13 protein-coding genes are annotated in these 15725 nt (G+C 46.3%); 1 reads left to right on the forward strand and 12 read right to left on the reverse strand.

Translation table 11 applies throughout. From position 1 onward, the window contains the following. Positions 1-97: 97 nt before the first annotated feature. The 10 genes from FX988_RS13705 to FX988_RS13750 form a co-directional block, all read right to left on the reverse strand. A complete protein-coding gene (locus FX988_RS13705) occupies positions 98-1534 on the reverse strand; it encodes a toxin-antitoxin system YwqK family antitoxin (RefSeq protein ID WP_160180637.1) in 1437 nt (478 codons plus the stop codon). Further along, positions 1531-3726 (reverse strand): hypothetical protein, encoded by a 2196-nt coding sequence (locus tag FX988_RS13710; protein ID WP_160180638.1) that lies wholly within the window; start codon positions 3724-3726, stop codon positions 1531-1533. The genes FX988_RS13705 and FX988_RS13710 overlap by 4 nt, the downstream gene beginning before the upstream one ends. Before the next feature lie 193 nt (positions 3727-3919). Continuing rightward, a complete protein-coding gene (locus tag FX988_RS13715; protein ID WP_160180640.1) occupies positions 3920-5332 on the reverse strand; it encodes an aldehyde dehydrogenase family protein in 1413 nt (470 codons plus the stop codon). Between the two features lie 10 nt (positions 5333-5342). Continuing rightward, positions 5343-7037 carry an AMP-binding protein gene (locus FX988_RS13720; RefSeq protein ID WP_160180642.1) on the reverse strand — a complete coding sequence of 565 codons (1695 nt, stop codon included), beginning with the start codon at positions 7035-7037 and terminating at the stop codon, positions 5343-5345. A gap of 25 nt (positions 7038-7062) precedes the next feature. Next, positions 7063-9387, reverse strand: coding sequence for a TonB-dependent receptor (locus FX988_RS13725; RefSeq protein WP_160180644.1), 2325 nt, complete (start codon positions 9385-9387; stop codon positions 7063-7065). A gap of 30 nt (positions 9388-9417) precedes the next feature. Continuing rightward, positions 9418-9816, reverse strand: a complete 399-nt coding sequence (locus tag FX988_RS13730; RefSeq protein ID WP_160182181.1) for a c-type cytochrome — start codon at positions 9814-9816, stop codon at positions 9418-9420. Between the two features lie 71 nt (positions 9817-9887). Continuing rightward, a complete protein-coding gene (locus FX988_RS13735; RefSeq protein ID WP_160180646.1) occupies positions 9888-10445 on the reverse strand; it encodes a methylamine dehydrogenase light chain in 558 nt (185 codons plus the stop codon). Between the two features lie 16 nt (positions 10446-10461). Next, on the reverse strand, positions 10462-11082 hold the full coding sequence (locus tag FX988_RS13740; protein ID WP_160180647.1) for a redoxin family protein: 621 nt from the start codon (positions 11080-11082) through the stop codon (positions 10462-10464). A 6-nt stretch (positions 11083-11088) separates the two neighbouring features. Continuing rightward, entirely contained in the window at positions 11089-11610 is a 522-nt protein-coding gene (locus FX988_RS13745; RefSeq protein WP_160180649.1) for a MauE/DoxX family redox-associated membrane protein, read from the reverse strand. Between the two features lie 4 nt (positions 11611-11614). Then, positions 11615-12802 carry an amine dehydrogenase large subunit gene (locus FX988_RS13750; protein WP_160180651.1) on the reverse strand — a complete coding sequence of 396 codons (1188 nt, stop codon included), beginning with the start codon at positions 12800-12802 and terminating at the stop codon, positions 11615-11617. Positions 12803-13061: 259 nt separating this feature from the next. Between FX988_RS13750 and FX988_RS13755 the strand changes: the two genes are divergently transcribed. Further along, positions 13062-13730: a TetR/AcrR family transcriptional regulator gene (locus FX988_RS13755; protein ID WP_160180653.1), complete on the forward strand. Its 669-nt coding sequence runs from the start codon at positions 13062-13064 to the stop codon at positions 13728-13730. A gap of 61 nt (positions 13731-13791) precedes the next feature. Here the strand turns inward: FX988_RS13755 and FX988_RS13760 are convergent, their stop codons facing one another. Together FX988_RS13760 and FX988_RS13765 are read right to left on the reverse strand one after the other, a co-directional pair. Then, positions 13792-15030 carry a diguanylate cyclase gene (locus tag FX988_RS13760; RefSeq protein WP_160180655.1) on the reverse strand — a complete coding sequence of 413 codons (1239 nt, stop codon included), beginning with the start codon at positions 15028-15030 and terminating at the stop codon, positions 13792-13794. A 216-nt stretch (positions 15031-15246) separates the two neighbouring features. Next, on the reverse strand, positions 15247-15675 hold the full coding sequence (locus FX988_RS13765; protein WP_007990996.1) for an Lrp/AsnC family transcriptional regulator: 429 nt from the start codon (positions 15673-15675) through the stop codon (positions 15247-15249). Between the last annotated feature and the right edge of the window lie 50 nt (positions 15676-15725).

Here is a 15725-nt window from a genome sequence, read left to right on the forward strand (position 1 = left end):
AGCTAAAATCATCGCCCCCTTACAACGCAAATAAGCGTTTAAGCGGGGCGATTTTTATCCGGTTGCTAAAAACTCATCTTAAGTTTTGTGTACCGCATCAGTCTGTTTCTGACTGTAAACGTCCTTCTTCAAACTGCTGAATTTCTTCTTGTTGGCCTTGCTGATAGGAGACTCTGCTGCCGTGGCGCACCCCGTTTTTGCGCATTTCGAATAGGCGTAACGCGCCATTTTTAGCGAATAAATACTGCGAGCCTGCTAAGTTACCGTCTTTATACGTTAACTTTGCAACAACGTAACCTTGGGTATCTCGTTGCGTCCATAGACCTTGTTTCTTGCCTTTTTGGTAATGACCTTGCCACTGGGTTTGATCGTTCTGCTCAACCCAGGGTCCGTTTTTTTTACCTTGGATATACAGACCATAGCTTATTTTCTTGCCTTGTTTATCAAAGCGCTGGTATTGACCATGTTTCTTGTCATTGCGATAAAATTCGCTTTCGAGCAATTGCTCGCTGTCTGGGGCGTAAACTTCGCGTTTTCCCTCACGTTTTCCCTGCTGTGAATAGTGTTCATAGGTGACAGTGTCATCTTTGTTTGTTTCCTGCCAGTCGCCGACTTTTATCCCAGCTTTGTAGGTGCCGCCTGTGGTTAGCTTACCGTCATTCTTTTCGCTGTACTCACCGTCTAGATCGCCCTTAACTCTGTGTTCAATCTGCTCGTAGCCGTCTAAAAAATAGCGTTGCATGCCATTTATCCCCCTGCCATTTTCTTCTACCGCTTCAAAAATTTTACCATCGCGGCTTTTTTCAATCAGTTTGTAGGGGTGTCGAGCACCTCTGGTGAAGCCGTGGTCTGGGTCACGCACACTCGAGGCGATAAAGACTTCTGTTCTATCGTAACGCCATGCGATTTCTTTTAGCCCAGGGGCATAATTAGGGATATCAACAGGTTCGATTAACTTGAGTAAGTCACCGTTGTTGGTCCATTTCTGCCGCTTAATAAACTTACCATCTAGGCTGCGCTCAGTTTTACTGATTAATAACCCAGTTTTATTCCATTTTTTGGATGTAAGGACCAACTTCCCCGCTTTGTAAGGAGAAAAAGAACGCAGGGCGCCATTGCTGTAGTATTCTTTTTCTACTCCGTCCCGTTTACTGTTTTTGTAAGGAGTGACCTTCTGTAAGTACCCTTTACTGTCACGGGTTTCAACTTGACCAGAGTAGCCGTCGTTGAAGTGGTACAGCAAACGAGAAATCAGGTGTGCTTTTCGTTCTTGCGCTATCAAAGTCCCAGTTAAGGTACCCTTACTCACCACAGGCTCTGTACTTCTGAGTGTCGCGATAAGTGCATCTTGCTTATCAAAAACTGAAATGGTGTAAATGCCATTTTCATCTGGTTCGATGTCGCTTGAGTAATGATAGGTGCGATTCACCTTCACTTTTGTCGGGTACAAGTTGACGTCCATGTAGTGGGTTTCGGCGAGTACCGGGGCTGCGATTAACGTGAAACATAGTAAATAGCAAAACCTAGCGATCATTGTGCGCTCTCCGTGGGCAACTCTGGAAATGCCACGTTAAAGCTTTGGTCTATCGGTGTGGGTGTAATCGAGATAACTTGCACACTTGCCGGTACACCGGCTATGCGCAAGGTGCCATCTGGGAAAGTGACATCTTCAAGGAGCGTTTGCGGCGCTAATTCTGCGTTTTCTGCTAATGTGGTTAAGCTCAAGATGCGCTTGTTTTCATCTAAAAAGCGGTACTTGCTAAGTAGATCACCCACTGTGCTTAGTTGCTTTTCTTTATCTAAACTCGCCAGTGGGATTACCCAAGGCGTTGTATCACTAAGGGCAATGTTTGCCGGTTGCCAAGTGCGAGTGCTATCGCAGTGCAAGGTGATGTTGCGCTCGCCCAGTTGGTAAAAGTACTCGCGCACTCCATCTTCGGTCTGCAGTTTAAGTGCTACCGGGTGGGTAAAGTTCTCTGGGGTTTGGTTGAGAGCGAAAATCAGTGTACGCCCAGCCTCTTGCGCTTCAGGGATAAGAGATGCCTGACACGTTTTAGCTTGCTCTGCGCCTAAAGGGAATAGGACTTGTCCACGTTCAACGCCTTGGGGTTTTACGGTGGGTATGGGGTTAGCGGGTTGGTCACTGTCAAACAGATATTTGGTCTGCGGCTGCACATTTGGGGAAAAGCGTTGTGCTTGAGCAGAATAAAAGGTGACCTCTCGTTCGACTTTTGCCTCGCTCGCTGAGCGCTGCACAACGACATCAACGTAGCTTGGCGGGGTATCGGTTTTTATCAATATCCTGTGTGCTTCTGGGTTGGGTGATGCTTCAAAACGTAAGTTACTTTCTTGGGCATTTAGCCATTTAGGTGCAGGCGGGTTGGCACGAAACTGCACTTGATAAGCCTGACGTTCTCCTAAGCGAGTTACCATCGAATCCTTTGGCTGTCCGCTAAACGACACTTCGTATACATTGTCTTGCTCGGAGGGTTTCAGATCAATTTCGACGCCATTTTCTGCATAATGAGCCCTATGCTTGTCATCCAGCGTTAGGCGCAACGTAAACGATTCATCAGGGTACCAAGCTACCTTAGCGGTGACTTTCGCAATTTTCTCAACAGTGTCGATTAAAACGCCCGAAGAGGTCAGTTGTAGCTGAGCTTCTGTGGTTTTACGCTTGCCTGTTGGGAGGCTTCGGGTGAACGTTGAGGTGGTATGCATGGGGGTATCTATTTCATTACCTGCAAAATCAAATGCATGGGCAGCGAAAATTTCAATATCACCAATACGCTCTCTCTTGTCAGCAGCATGGAGCAAAGACAGTGATAGCTTATCTTCGTCCTTTGTTAATGTGCCATTAGGTTTATAAAATATCTGTTTAGGGTCTGCTTTCTTTAGCAATTTGTTAGGAGGGCTAAAGCCCTCTAAGTCGATCCAGTGGTTAGCCCACTGGGCATGAATTTTAGGGATGTAGTTGTCTTCACCATCACGTACTTGAGCAATAATTTGTGTCGAGCGTATGTGAATAGTTTTACCTTTCACCGTATGTTCAAGTTCACTGGTTTGCACTTGCTTTTCAATCCAGCCGGTTTTTCTATCAAGGATTGCTAACCCTGCTAGCCTATGGCCCTCGCTACCACCTTGGTAGGTAACCCAAACTCGTGAGTCGTCCACCTTGGTGACTGTTAAGCTAACATCATGCACACCAAACAAAGTACTTTGGGTTTGCCAGTCTTGCTCAGTGTTCACCGTTATGGGCAAGTTAGGCTGGCTGACCTGCTCAAATAAGTTATCTATTTTGTCACCAAGTAACTGCTTTAATTGCTTTTTTAAGCTTTCACCTGATGAGTTGATATCGATCAGCTGACCCGATTCCAAATCAATCGTCATATCTGCACCAGCGACTTGTGCATCTTGCATGGCTTGTGGCATATCATCGGGTATGGAAGAGCGAAAATCATAGGTGCCTAAAGAGGCTTCCATTCGGCCCGGTATGATGTGCAGCTTGACTTGGTCAGTTGTGAGATCGGTGACTTCAAAGGTACTGTAATTTTTAGCTGTGAATTGCTCGTTACGTCCTTTATCAGTGGTGATTTCGACCGTTTGTGCAGTGCGGTAATCACGTTTTTCACCGGCTTTAGGGGCGAATTTTACACTTGAATTATCGGTGCAGGCGGACAACATGAGTAGAGATAAGACTGAGACAAGAATAGAAAGTAAGCGCATAGGTTCTCGTTTACGAAGTATGAAAGTTAAAACGTTTTCTAAAATGCGGAAATTAAGCGAGCTAAGTGGCACTGAGAAAGCAGAGAAGAAAAACAATGGTTAAACAAAGGGGCAGGGTAACGAGCCTAGGCGCGCTTTGCAACTATTCCCCCAGCTAGTGTGAGGGAATATTAATGGGCGAGTGAAGTGCGACTTAAAAGGTTTGTTTGGCGATGTTAATGACATGCACCTGGGTGTATTCTAATAACCCTTCTTGGGCAAACTCAACCCCAATACCTGATTCTTTCGCGCCACCAAAAGGCACAGTGGGGCCAAAGTTCAGATGTTGGTTTATCCAAGATGTACCGCATTCTAGTCGCTTGGCGACATCATAGGCTTTATCTAAATCGTTTGACCAAACAGACCCGCCCAAACCAAATACCGAATTGTTAGCGCGTTCAACTGCGTCATCAATGGTTTTGTATTTAATGACCGGCAAGATAGGCCCGAATGGCTCTTCATCGACCACTTTGCAACCGTCGGTTACGTCACGCACGATAGTTGGGCGCATAAAGAAACCGGGGCCGTCAAGCACTTCACCACCGGCAGCAATAACGCCGTTTTCTTTCGCGTCTGCTAAGTATTCTTGCACCTTGATAAATTGTGCTTTGTTTTGAATTGGACCAAATGTGACGCCTTCTTCTAAACCGTTCCCCACACTGGCGTTGTTAGCCAACTCACTTAGTTCCAGAACGAGTGCGTCGTATATATCTTCATGTACGTATAACCGTTTTAGGGCGATACACACTTGACCGCAGTTCATAAATGCCGTGGCAAAAATAGCGGGAGCGATTTTCTTTGGGTCCACATCGGGTAGTACGATGCCTGCGTCATTCCCGCCAAGCTCTAAGGTTAGGCGCTTAAGCGTACCTGATGCCGCCGACATGATCTTTTTACCGGTAGGCGTGGAGCCAGTAAACGCCACTTTGGCAACGTCAGGGTGGGCACTGAGAATATGTCCTAAATCATTGTTGTCTGTGATGATATTGACCACGCCTTTAGGAAATATTTGCTGACAAATATCTGCCAGTTTCAGTACACATAATGGTGTTGTCGCGGGGGGCTTTAATATAAACGTATTGCCTGCTAACACTGCGGGCGCCAATTTAAAGCAGCCGATCATTAAGGGAAAGTTCCAAGGTACTACACCTGCCACTACACCCAGTGGTTTGCGGTGGAGCTCAATTTTGCTGGTTTCATCATCTTGATAGGTTTCAATAGGCAGTTCGCTTTGGGCAAAGTAACGAATAAATGCACAACTAAAACCCACTTCAGCGGTTGATTCGGCCAGTGGTTTACCTTGTTCTTGGGTGAGTAATTCAGCGAATACGCCAGTTTGTGCTTCTATGGCATCAGCGAGCTTATTCAGGTTGTCTCGGCGGGTTTGCATATCGACCGTTTGCCATTGAGGAAACGCTGCTTTTGCAGCGCCAATGGCTTGTTCAAATTGGCTTTCGTCAGCACAGGTGATCTGCTGAAATACCTCTTCGGTGGCCGGGTTAATAACATTGAGTGAGCGATTACCTTGAACTAGCTCACCATTGATAAGCATGGGAAATGATTGCATTTTGTATCCTCTATTTTGCAAGGGCGGGAGAAGCCTGAGCTAACTCAAGCTCCATGGCTTCGCGCATTTTGAATTTCTGTACTTTGCCCGTGACCGTCAACGGAAACGCTTCAACGAAGCGAATGTGTTTAGGGACTTTAAAGTGCGCAATTTGATTTTTACAGTAATCGGTTATGTCTTTGGCTGCGGCACTGCTGCCAGGTTTTAGGCAAATCCAGGCGCAAACCTCTTCGCCAAAATCGGTATGGGAAATACCAAATACTTGAATATCTTGGACCGCTGGGTGGGTATATAAAAATTCTTCTATTTCTTTGGGGTAGATGTTCTCACCACCGCGAATAATCATATCTTTGCTGCGACCGACTATGGTCACATAGCCGTCTTCATCCATAATGCCGATATCCCCTGAGTGCAACCAGCCGCCAGAGTCTATGGTTTCTGCTGTACGAGTTGGGTCGTTCCAGTAACCACGCATCACCGAATAACCTCTGGTGCAGACTTCTCCTCGCTGTCCTATCGGGATCACGCGGTTGTGTTCATCTACCAGTTTTACCTCGATACGAGACATCACGCGGCCGACGGTTTCAACGCGCTTTTGTAGCGGGTCTTCAGGTAAGGTTAAATGATTTAACGGGCTAAGCTCGGTTTGACCATAGCCAATGAGCACGTGCTCCATGTGCATTTCACCAATAACGCGTTTCATGACTTCAGCTGGGCATAAAGACCCTGCCATGATGCCAGTACGCAGGCTGGATAAATCAAACTCGTGGAAATTAGGGTGATCTAACTCAGAAATAAACATGGTGGGCACGCCATGCAAGGCGGTGCAGCGTTCTTTTTCAACCACTTGTAAGGTGGCCAATGGATCGAATGCATCACTGGGATACACCATGGTTGCGCCATGGGCGATACAGGATAAATTCCCCAGTACCATGCCGAAGCAATGGTAAAGGGGAACCGGTATACACACTCGATCACTGGGGCTTAGGCGCATACCTTCACCAGCCAAAAAGCCATTATTAAGAATATTGCAGTGGGTTAAGGTAGCCCCTTTGGGCTGGCCTGTGGTGCCACTGGTAAATTGAATATTAATTGGGTCGTCAGGCAGCAACTGGTCGGCAATAGTGACTAATTGCTGTTGCTGTACGTCGGTGCCCATTAGCGTGACATCTGCGTAATTAAGCATTCCCGGCACGACATCGTCGCCCATTTTTATAATACTGCGTAAATGGGGCGTAACGGAGCTTTCAATTTTCCCCGGCTCACAGTGCGCCAGTTCAGGTATGAGCTGTTGTAACATGTGCGGGTAGCTGCTGGTTTTGAACTGCTGTGCACAGACAATGGCTTTACACTCCACCTTGTTTAGCGCGTACTCTAATTCACGAAGGCGATAAGCAGGGTTAATACACACCATGATTGCGCCAATCTTGGCGGTTGCAAATTGGGTGACGGTCCATTCATAGGAATTGGGCCCCCAGATGCCGACTCGATCACCAGGCGTTATGCCAAGGGCGAGTAAGCCAGTGGCCAATTCATCGACTTTTTGTTTGAGGGTGGCATATGTCCAGCGAATGTCTTGATGGGCAACCACCAAAGCTTCGCTGTCTGCATGTTTTTGGCTGATGTAGTCAAAGTAATCACCAATGGTTTGGTAAATAAGCTGTGCATCAGCTTTGCCACATATATAGCTTTGTTTAAGCGCCATAAAATGTTCCTAATCTATTGTGTCTTTATTCAAAATTGTAGGTAGCACTGAGCCCCCACCATCTGGGTTTGCCATAGTAATTCTCAACCATGCCGAAGCCCCCCGCTTCAGGCCCACCCGCGAGGTCGAAGGCCATGACGCGATATTCTTTATCTAGCAGGTTGTCTACGAAGCCAGCAAATACCCATTTGCCGTCATCAGAGGTATACGACACCCGAGCGTTAAAAAGGGCATAACCACTTTGTTCACCCACGGGTGAGTTTTTTAATTGAAAGTAGTGGTCACTCATGTAAACAAAGTCGATTTGTGCGGCGAGCTCGCCGTCCGCTAGTTGCCAGCCGTAACGAGCCAAACCATTGATGTTCCATTCTGGGGTAACCACAGCGCGTCGGTCGACTAGCTCCCCGTTAGGGAGCTGATATGCATCTTCCACGTTGTTGTCGACGTAGCTGACACCAAGTAGCAAGTCTAGGTTGTCTATTGGGTTTGAGGTGATCTCAAGTTCGGCTCCGCTGACGCTGGCGTCAGTGTTGAAAACGAACGTGGTTAAGCCCTCTAAGCGAAAGGCTTGATAGTCGTCGTAGCCATAGTAATAAACAGCGCCATTGACCCGTGTGGTGGCATTGAGCTGATGTTTCACACCAAACTCGTAGGCATGTAGGGTTTCTTTGCCAAATTGCATTTCTTCTGGGCCACCTGTTTCAGGATTACCATCAAGAAAGTCAGTGATATCGAGCGGCGCATTGTAGCCGCCGCTTTTAATGCCGCGGTTGTAGCTTAGGTAGAATAATGTGCCTTTACTGGGGCTGTAATCTACTTCCGCTTTGGCGGTTAGGTAATCATCATCTAGGCTGGCAAAGTCGAAGGTATCATCGTTAAATACAAATAATGGCCCACCAAAGCCTAATGGATCTGGGTTGACGATATTGGCAGCAGATGGGTTACGGCCATTGGCAATTTCTACGTAATTTTGCGAGTAGTCGATGGACTTTTCTTCGTTGGCCCAGCGTAAGCCACCAATAACGGTCCATTGCTCATTGAGATCGTACTCTAACTGGGCGAAAACAGAGTAAGTCTCGGTGGTGGTGTCAAAAGGGGTCCAAATTGTGACGGGCCCGCCCGTTTCAGGGCCGATACCTGCCCCAGCGCCTGCAAGCTGGTCAACAAACCCGCGAACTTCTCCGCCATTGGCGAACGTGCCGTCTATGTCTAAATAGTACAGCCCCGCAACCCAGCGGCTATTGTCACTTTGGCCGTTTAGGCGTAGTTCTTGAGAGAATTGGTCAACATCAGATTGTAAAAAGAAGTTGTAGTAATCTTGTGGCGAGGCGTCTGAGTCTTCGATGTAGTCTTTTTCTAAGCTCCATACATCGGTAATCGACGTCAGTAGAATATCACCAAAATCCCATTGTAAATTACTGGTGATCCCTTGGCTTTCGACTTTGTTAAAGCCGATCCTGTCATATGAGCCAGTATACACGCCATTATCAGGCTCTTGATATGCTGAAGTGGTTAAATTGGGACCGTCAAAATGTTCCCCTAAGCCAGTTTCAGGATTTAAGCGCGCACTTGAATGCTCGAAAAATCCGCTGTCTATGTCTTGCTTGCCACTTCTGGCGCTGATCAGCCATTCCACGTCGTCTGTGACTTCAAGCAAAAACTGCAAGCGGGCTGCCCAGTCGTCTCCGTTGTTGAGATCTTTACCAAGGGTGTTGTTAATGTAGGGGTCGTGATTATTGGTGGTGAATGAGAATCGAGTGAAGAGGGTGTCGGTGAGGGCGCCGCCTATTGCACCTTCGGTTAGAATTTGGTTATAGCTGCCTAAAGTAACCTTACCATATCCCTCGAAGGTGTCGGTGGGCTTGCGTGAAATGTAATGTACCAAGCCCCCCGTCGCATTTCTGCCAAACAGCGTGCCTTGCGGCCCTTTGAGTATTTCTACCCGTTCGATGTCAAACAGCTGAAAACCTGCCCCAGACGAAGCACTAATGTAGGCTTCATCTAAATACACTGCTACAGGGGATTCTTGATGATCACCAGAAAAGTCATTCTGCGCTACGCCACGAATATTGATATAAAACGCAGACGGACCATTGGGTTGAATGGCCGTAACCCCTGGCGCCATGGCGGTGACTTCTTGGGCGTTGTCGTAGCCCAGTGCGTCAATTTGTTCGCCACTGAAAGCGGTGATTGAAATCCCCACTTCCTGGACGCTCTGGGTGCGTTTTTGCGCGGTCACTTCTATGACTTCTAGCACGTCAGCGTGGGCGCTGATACTGGCCATTCCGCCTATGCTGGCGAGGCCAAGAGTGACCGCGGTGGATATACTTGAGTAGCTTAGTGTTTTCATGGTGTCTCCTAGGTGCGAATCCAGTGGTGTTTAGTTATTTTTTTTGTACTCTTCTATTCGGGTAACCAGCGCTTTGCGCGTGCTCCCCAATTCGCTACGTAGAACGTACTGCCGCAATCGTTCCACCTCTTGCTCATCAAACTCTTTGAAGTCGTCGGGTAACTGGTCTGTGCTAAAAGTGCGCAGCATCCAATTGACGATTTGAGCTAACTCCTTACTTTTTAGGGGCGCAGTTGCTACGCCGGGCACTTGAATTAAAAACTCTCGGCCACCTTCAACGGCGGTAAAATAGCCCACGTAATTGCGCATATCAGGGATGCGCGGGTCGCCACTTCCGCGCCCATCTGCGGTGTGACACCCGCTACAAAACAAGGTGTATTTCATCTTGGTCTGGGCGTCATTGGCGTGGCTCGCCAAGGGCAACCACATCAGCACTACACACCCAAGCGTGGTAGCTAAGGTTTTGAGTTGATTAGTGTTAGGCATAGGAATGCTCCTAGCTATGAATCAATCGACGTGCCGAGGATGACCGCTGTTGAGCACACATAGGTTTCACTCGATGCGCCGACACACCAATTGGTGTCATTATTTGAAAATGCTCGATACATGGGGGTGTCATCTTCATTTCGATTACAGAAGCAGCGCCCGCAAGCAGCTTTACCGCAACAGTCGTTGTAAGAAATGATGTAATGCTTGTTATCCGCTGGGTTAAGACAGGTACCTATCCAAGTGATAGGAGACATTTCAGTGCCCGGTGGGCAGGCTGATTGAGTGCCGCCGCAGCAAGAACATAAGAAGCCGTCGATACCACAGTAGCGCCAGTATTCGCAGGTGGTTGGGTCGCCTGGGTCCCCATCACTACCGCTTGTTTGCGGGGAAACGCCTGGGTAATGGGCACCAGCTGGTGCTCCACCACTGGCGGCTTTAGCCACAGGTAAAGCAGGTATCACAGAAACACCCACAACGGCTTTGCCTACATTGGATAAAAAACTGCGTCGTGAGCTGGTACGGGCGATATGACGGGTTTTGTTTTCAAAGAATTTATCAAACCATTTCATAATTGAGTCTCTCTCGTTAAGCCTGTTTATAGAGGGTGCGTTCGTTGTTGCTTTGTTTTTCTAAGAACTCCTGAATTGACGCAACATTTAGGTCCTGAGCATTCAAAAGGCTTTCGATGTGTTCGCGAGAATTAACCAAGCCCATTGATGAAATGATGCCTGTCTTGTCGATAAGCGTGGCGTAAGGTAAACGGCTAACGCCGAATTTTTTGCCTACTTCCTCTGAAAGCACATAAGGGAAGTTCTCGAGCTTTTTCTCTGTAATAAAGGCCTGATGATCTGGTTCGTCACCATCGCTAACAAAGACCACATCAAGATGGGAACGCTCGGCCCGCGACAAAGAGGTAATAACAGGTAGATATTCTTTACACACAGGACAATCAGGCGATAAGAAAAACAGCAGTGTGCTTTTCTGGGTAGGCTTGCCTATAAGCAATTTTTCTTTGCTTAAGGTTTTAACGGAAATTTCTGGGGCTTTATCGCCTGCCTTTAATTGCTGATTCATGGCTAATGCACCTGCCGGTGCGACGCGTTCATACAGCACTCCCACTTGACGTGCTAGGGCGTAAACTACAACACCAAGTGCAATAACCAGTACCCACAAGAGGGCGAAAGTAAATAGAAATAGGTTTGACATAGTGAGTTACCTCTTTAAAGCGTTGATGTGAGATTGGTTACGAAATAGTTGTTGAGCAATCACACCAACAAGCAGTGCTACAATGCCGAACAATAAGCTAATGAGTACATCTGACGTGCGAGATGTGGTGGTTTGCAGACCAAAAAACGCAACCACATGGAGCAATAAAATACCTGCGTTTCGCCATAAAAGGCTGACACTCAGGCGTTGTTCTTGACTACCAAATAGGCACCCGCAATCAAAATCTTGATTACCAGAGTAAATATTCAGAGCGATAAGTCCGCTATAGGCCAGTAGTAACCCGCAAGCGAGTATTAGCCCGAATAGCTGCAAAGCAGGCAGTAACAATAAGATGGCGCTTAGCGCTTCGGCTAAAACCAAGCCTATTACTAATATGTCGCGTTGAATGGGCGGTACCCATTGGTACTGTTTTAGGTTGTGGGTGAAGCTGTTTACATCTGCCAGTTTATGGACCGCGCAAGCTATCCAAAATACGCTAAGTAAGCCGAGTATTAGGTTAGTTAACATAGGGTTACTCCACTGCCGTTAGCGTGAAGGGGTTGGCGTTATCACCGCCAATAGACAGGGTGCGCTCTAACTTGGCACTCTTGGGGTTGTATACGTCGATCATCATTTTCGCATTGGTGACGGCTAAAAGAGGCTCATCACCTTTGGTGACTTCAAGCGAGATACCATGGGTTTCAAGAGGGATGGTTTTCACTTTTTTATGCTGCTTGGTGTCATACACCCACACTTCTGTACCGCCGTCTTTGTGGCTACCATTGACACCGTCTTTGTGCATTAAAATAAAAATCTGCCCATCTGGGTGGCCAGATATGATTTGCCAGCCACCTGGACGCCAGTTTTGCTCTCGCTCGCTAGCACTGAGTAAATCCCACTTCTCTTGAGGCTTTGCCACTGGGCCACTTAAATCAACCGGTTGCATATAACCGTGAAAGGTAGGGAAGTAGCCGACATCATTGATGCGTGCATATTTCTCAAACAGAGGATCTTCATCCACATTGAAAAAAGACGGTACGCGGGTTTCACTGGCGACTTTACCGTGTTCATCTAACTGAATGCTGAGCATTGAACCGTCGGCACATAAGGTACTAAACCCGCGTTCTCCTGAAGGGTAAATTAAGCTACAACCTGGGATATCCACATCATTGAGAATCTTGTGTTCAAGCATATCGATAACGGAAACCGAGGTAGCAGGGGTAAAATTAAAAACCAGCATGTACTTGTCGTTATCGATTAGCTGTGTGGCGTTTTTCTCTGACACTGTTTGGGCGCGCTTCTTGTGGGGTAACTCTATTTCATGAGTGACGGACAAAGTGGCGTTGTCCCAAATAGAAAGAACATCGGTTCTGGCACCTCGGGTACCGCGAGCGTAATAGGTTTCCGCACTGTACATTTCGTTGCGCTCGGTGGAAGGAATAAACGAGCCGAAAAAGCCAGTGCTGACTTGGCCTTTGTAGTTTCGGGTGTTACTCGCGATATCGAGTATGATCACCTTACCTTCCGTCATGCCCCAGAAGTTCATATCCTGCACATATAGCCATGACTCTGGATGTTCTTTGGGCAGAGTCAGTACATTGGGCACCGTATCGTTAGGCAGTTCAGCTTGGCTTGTTGGACTGATTATTGAAAAGAGCAGTAGTGCTAAGAGTAGTGAAGATATTTGTGCAGACAGAGATCGTAATTTTTTGCTAACCATCAGAGTGATCCTAGTAATTGACATGCCCGCCGCACTTCAATCGAAATATACGGTGAACAATTAATGCGCTAAATAGTACGTGTGTACTAAATTAGTACAGTTGTACAAATGATCCAAGTGTTTTTTCACAATTTTTTCACATGAGTGTTTTTTTGAGCGATCATTCAAGCTTGTGCATGACTTTTACTGGGATCTGATATAATCATGCGCAAGGGAAAGGTAAGCATGTTCAAATGCCTACCAGGTTAAAGGTAACTAATTGAATAAAATGAGAAATATTAGAAAAGGAACGGGGGAATCTCGTCGCGGTAAAGAAACCATATTATTGATTCTAAACTCCGCCAAATCGATACTCATTGAGGAAGGGTACAGTAAATTGTCTATGCGCAAGGTCGCTATGGGTGCCCAGATCAGCGTTGGGAATCTGCAATATTACTATCCAAGCAAAAACGACCTACTCAAAGATATGCTCGATCATAGTATTGATGAGTTTATGGATGAATTTGAACGATTACGCTTAGGGGCTAATAATGATCCTGAGTTGCACCTCAAGTCGATTATCAATTTTATTGTGCTTGATTTGGGTAATCCCACTACGACCACTTTCTACCCCGAGCTTTGGGCGTTGGCCAATCATGACGAGTATGCGGACAAATTAATGGATGAAATTTACGCTCGAGTGCGTGTGCCGCTTGAAGATAGCATTATGCGTTTGAACCCAACGCTAAATTTTGAGCAAGTGCAAAAAGTTGCGCTGTTTATTTCTTCATCCATGGAAGGCATGACCATGTTTGTTGGCCACGGTAAGGTGTGGAACGACTCGATTCAACATATGGCAAATATCGCCACTATGAGCTTTTTGCAGTTGGTTAAAAATATTACGCCACAAACCATAGAGCAAGCATCGCCAGAAGAGCCGCTAAGGTGAGCGCTCAAGCTTTGATGCTAAAGGCAACCTAGGGCCTCATGTCAACTAGAGTATCTGCTTGTTACAACACATCAACAACGATTTGGTTTCTACCTAGCTGCTTTGCTTGGTAGAGCGCGAGATCGGCAAAAGAAATCATGCCGTCTATTTCACCTTCAAACTTGTTGCTTAACCCTATGCTGGTGGTGCACTTTATGGGTTGTTGGTTTATCCACGAAGCACGCTCGCTAAATGCAATACGGAATTCTTCTAGGCTTGCTTTAGCCTGCTCTATAGGGGTATTTTGAAAGTAAACGCAGAATTCTTCACCGCCAAAACGCGCAATAAGGTGTTGGCTAAAATGGCTGGCTAATAGCCGCGCCACATCTTTTAGCACTTGGTCTCCCCCTTCGTGGCCGAATGTGTCATTCACTTTTTTGAAAAAATCTAAATCGATGAGGGCAACACAATCTTGACCTGACGGTGAGGTGTTCTCTAGGCGGTGAAAGAAGTAGCGACGATTGGGTAAGCCGGTCAAATAATCAGAGTTCGCTGCTCGGCGGATAGTCTCGATATTTTCTATGTTTTCAATATTTTGGGTGACACAGCAAAAAAACTCTTCATGGCAGTAAGGGCGGTTTAAATAGTCGTTGGCACCGCTTTTTATGAACCGAGCGGATAAAAATGACGGTCCCTCTGAGGACATACCAATGACGGCTAAATCGTCTTTTTTGAAGTTTTTGCGCAGTGCAACCAACATCTCTAAGCCGCTCATATTAGGCATATTCTCGTCGGTCAAAACCATTTTAATGCCTGGTTTTTTGTTCAGAATTTCAAGCCCCTCAATACCGTCTTTAGCTTCATAAGTAATAAAGTTGTGCCGTTTTAATAAATTGACTGCGGCGTTGCGACTCAGTAGTGAGTCGTCGACTACTAATATTCCAATTTTTTGGTTGCGCTCTAAGCGCACAATTAGACGCGTTAAGTATTCGTACACTTGGGCATTTTGTTTCGGGATGTAATCAACGACAGGCTTGTTTAGAATTTGTTCTCGGGTGTTGTTGTCTAGCCTACCAGTGATAACAATGACTGGGATTTGGTATTTTAATACCGCTTCAATGGCTTCGCCCCTAGGTGCATCGGGTAGGGTATAATCGACTACAGCACATAAAAATTCTTCACTCGCTTGATCATTAAGCACATCTAATGCTTGGGCTAAGCTAAAGACGCTGATCGGAATTTTATCTGCTTTTTTAATTAAGTGACTGACAACACGAACACTGGTAGAACTGTCATCGACAACTAACACTTTATTTTTCAATTTACACGCCTTGTTTAATCGATCCCATGAATTACATGAAAAATGTATAGAGCGTAAATAGATACGTCATCTCGGTGGGTTATGCAATTAGGCGATAGTCGATAAAGACAATACTTTCTTCTGTTATACCATTACTACATAGCGACGCCTTAATCAAAAACCGCTGGACGTATTCTGAGGCGGTCACTTATTAATGCGGATTGGTATTAAACGATACTATCGCTTGAATTTTGTCTCTAAGATAACGGAAGAATTAGTACGTTCCACTCCGTCCAAGTTACCTATGTTGTCTAAAATTTGGCTTAATTGCTCAAGAGATTCAGCTTGCACGATAGCGATTAAGTCATACTCTCCGCTAATGGCATAGAGTTCACTGACTTCGCTAACTTGGCGCAATTCCGCGTTAGTTTTGGCGGTTAATTTTTGCTTAACTTTGATGGATACGTGAGAGGACACCAGATTGTCTTGGTATTCACTGCCATATTGCACTGCGTAGCCTTTAATCACACCGGATTCTTCAAGTTTAGTCATTCGGTTTTGAACGGTCGAGCGAGACAGATTCAATACACGTGCTAAATCAGAGATGCTGGCTCTGGCATTAGAGCGCAGGATAGAAAGTAGCTGTTGTTCTTGTTTGGTTATCATTTTGATACTTAGTTTGGTCTATTTGTTAAGTAGACTGAGCATTTTAACCA

Origin of the sequence: Paraglaciecola mesophila (assembly GCF_009906955.1) — a bacterium.
GTDB lineage: Bacteria > Pseudomonadota > Gammaproteobacteria > Enterobacterales > Alteromonadaceae > Paraglaciecola > Paraglaciecola mesophila_A.

Bases quoted from the DNA above. Each gene is read 5' to 3' on its own strand.
- FX988_RS13710 (WP_160180638.1), bottom strand. From the start codon at position 3,726: ATGCGCTTACTTTCTATTCTTGTCTCAGTCTTATCTCTACTCATGTTG.
- FX988_RS13705 (WP_160180637.1), bottom strand. From the start codon at position 1,534: ATGATCGCTAGGTTTTGCTATTTACTATGTTTCACGTTAATCGCAGCC.
- FX988_RS13735 (WP_160180646.1), bottom strand. From the start codon at position 10,445: ATGAAATGGTTTGATAAATTCTTTGAAAACAAAACCCGTCATATCGCC.
- FX988_RS13765 (WP_007990996.1), bottom strand. From the start codon at position 15,675: ATGATAACCAAACAAGAACAACAGCTACTTTCTATCCTGCGCTCTAAT.
- FX988_RS13725 (WP_160180644.1), bottom strand. From the start codon at position 9,387: ATGAAAACACTAAGCTACTCAAGTATATCCACCGCGGTCACTCTTGGC.
- FX988_RS13750 (WP_160180651.1), bottom strand. From the start codon at position 12,802: ATGGTTAGCAAAAAATTACGATCTCTGTCTGCACAAATATCTTCACTA.
- FX988_RS13745 (WP_160180649.1), bottom strand. From the start codon at position 11,610: ATGTTAACTAACCTAATACTCGGCTTACTTAGCGTATTTTGGATAGCT.
- FX988_RS13730 (WP_160182181.1), bottom strand. From the start codon at position 9,816: ATGTGGTTGCCCTTGGCGAGCCACGCCAATGACGCCCAGACCAAGATG.
- FX988_RS13715 (WP_160180640.1), bottom strand. From the start codon at position 5,332: ATGCAATCATTTCCCATGCTTATCAATGGTGAGCTAGTTCAAGGTAAT.
- FX988_RS13740 (WP_160180647.1), bottom strand. From the start codon at position 11,082: ATGTCAAACCTATTTCTATTTACTTTCGCCCTCTTGTGGGTACTGGTT.
- FX988_RS13720 (WP_160180642.1), bottom strand. From the start codon at position 7,037: ATGGCGCTTAAACAAAGCTATATATGTGGCAAAGCTGATGCACAGCTT.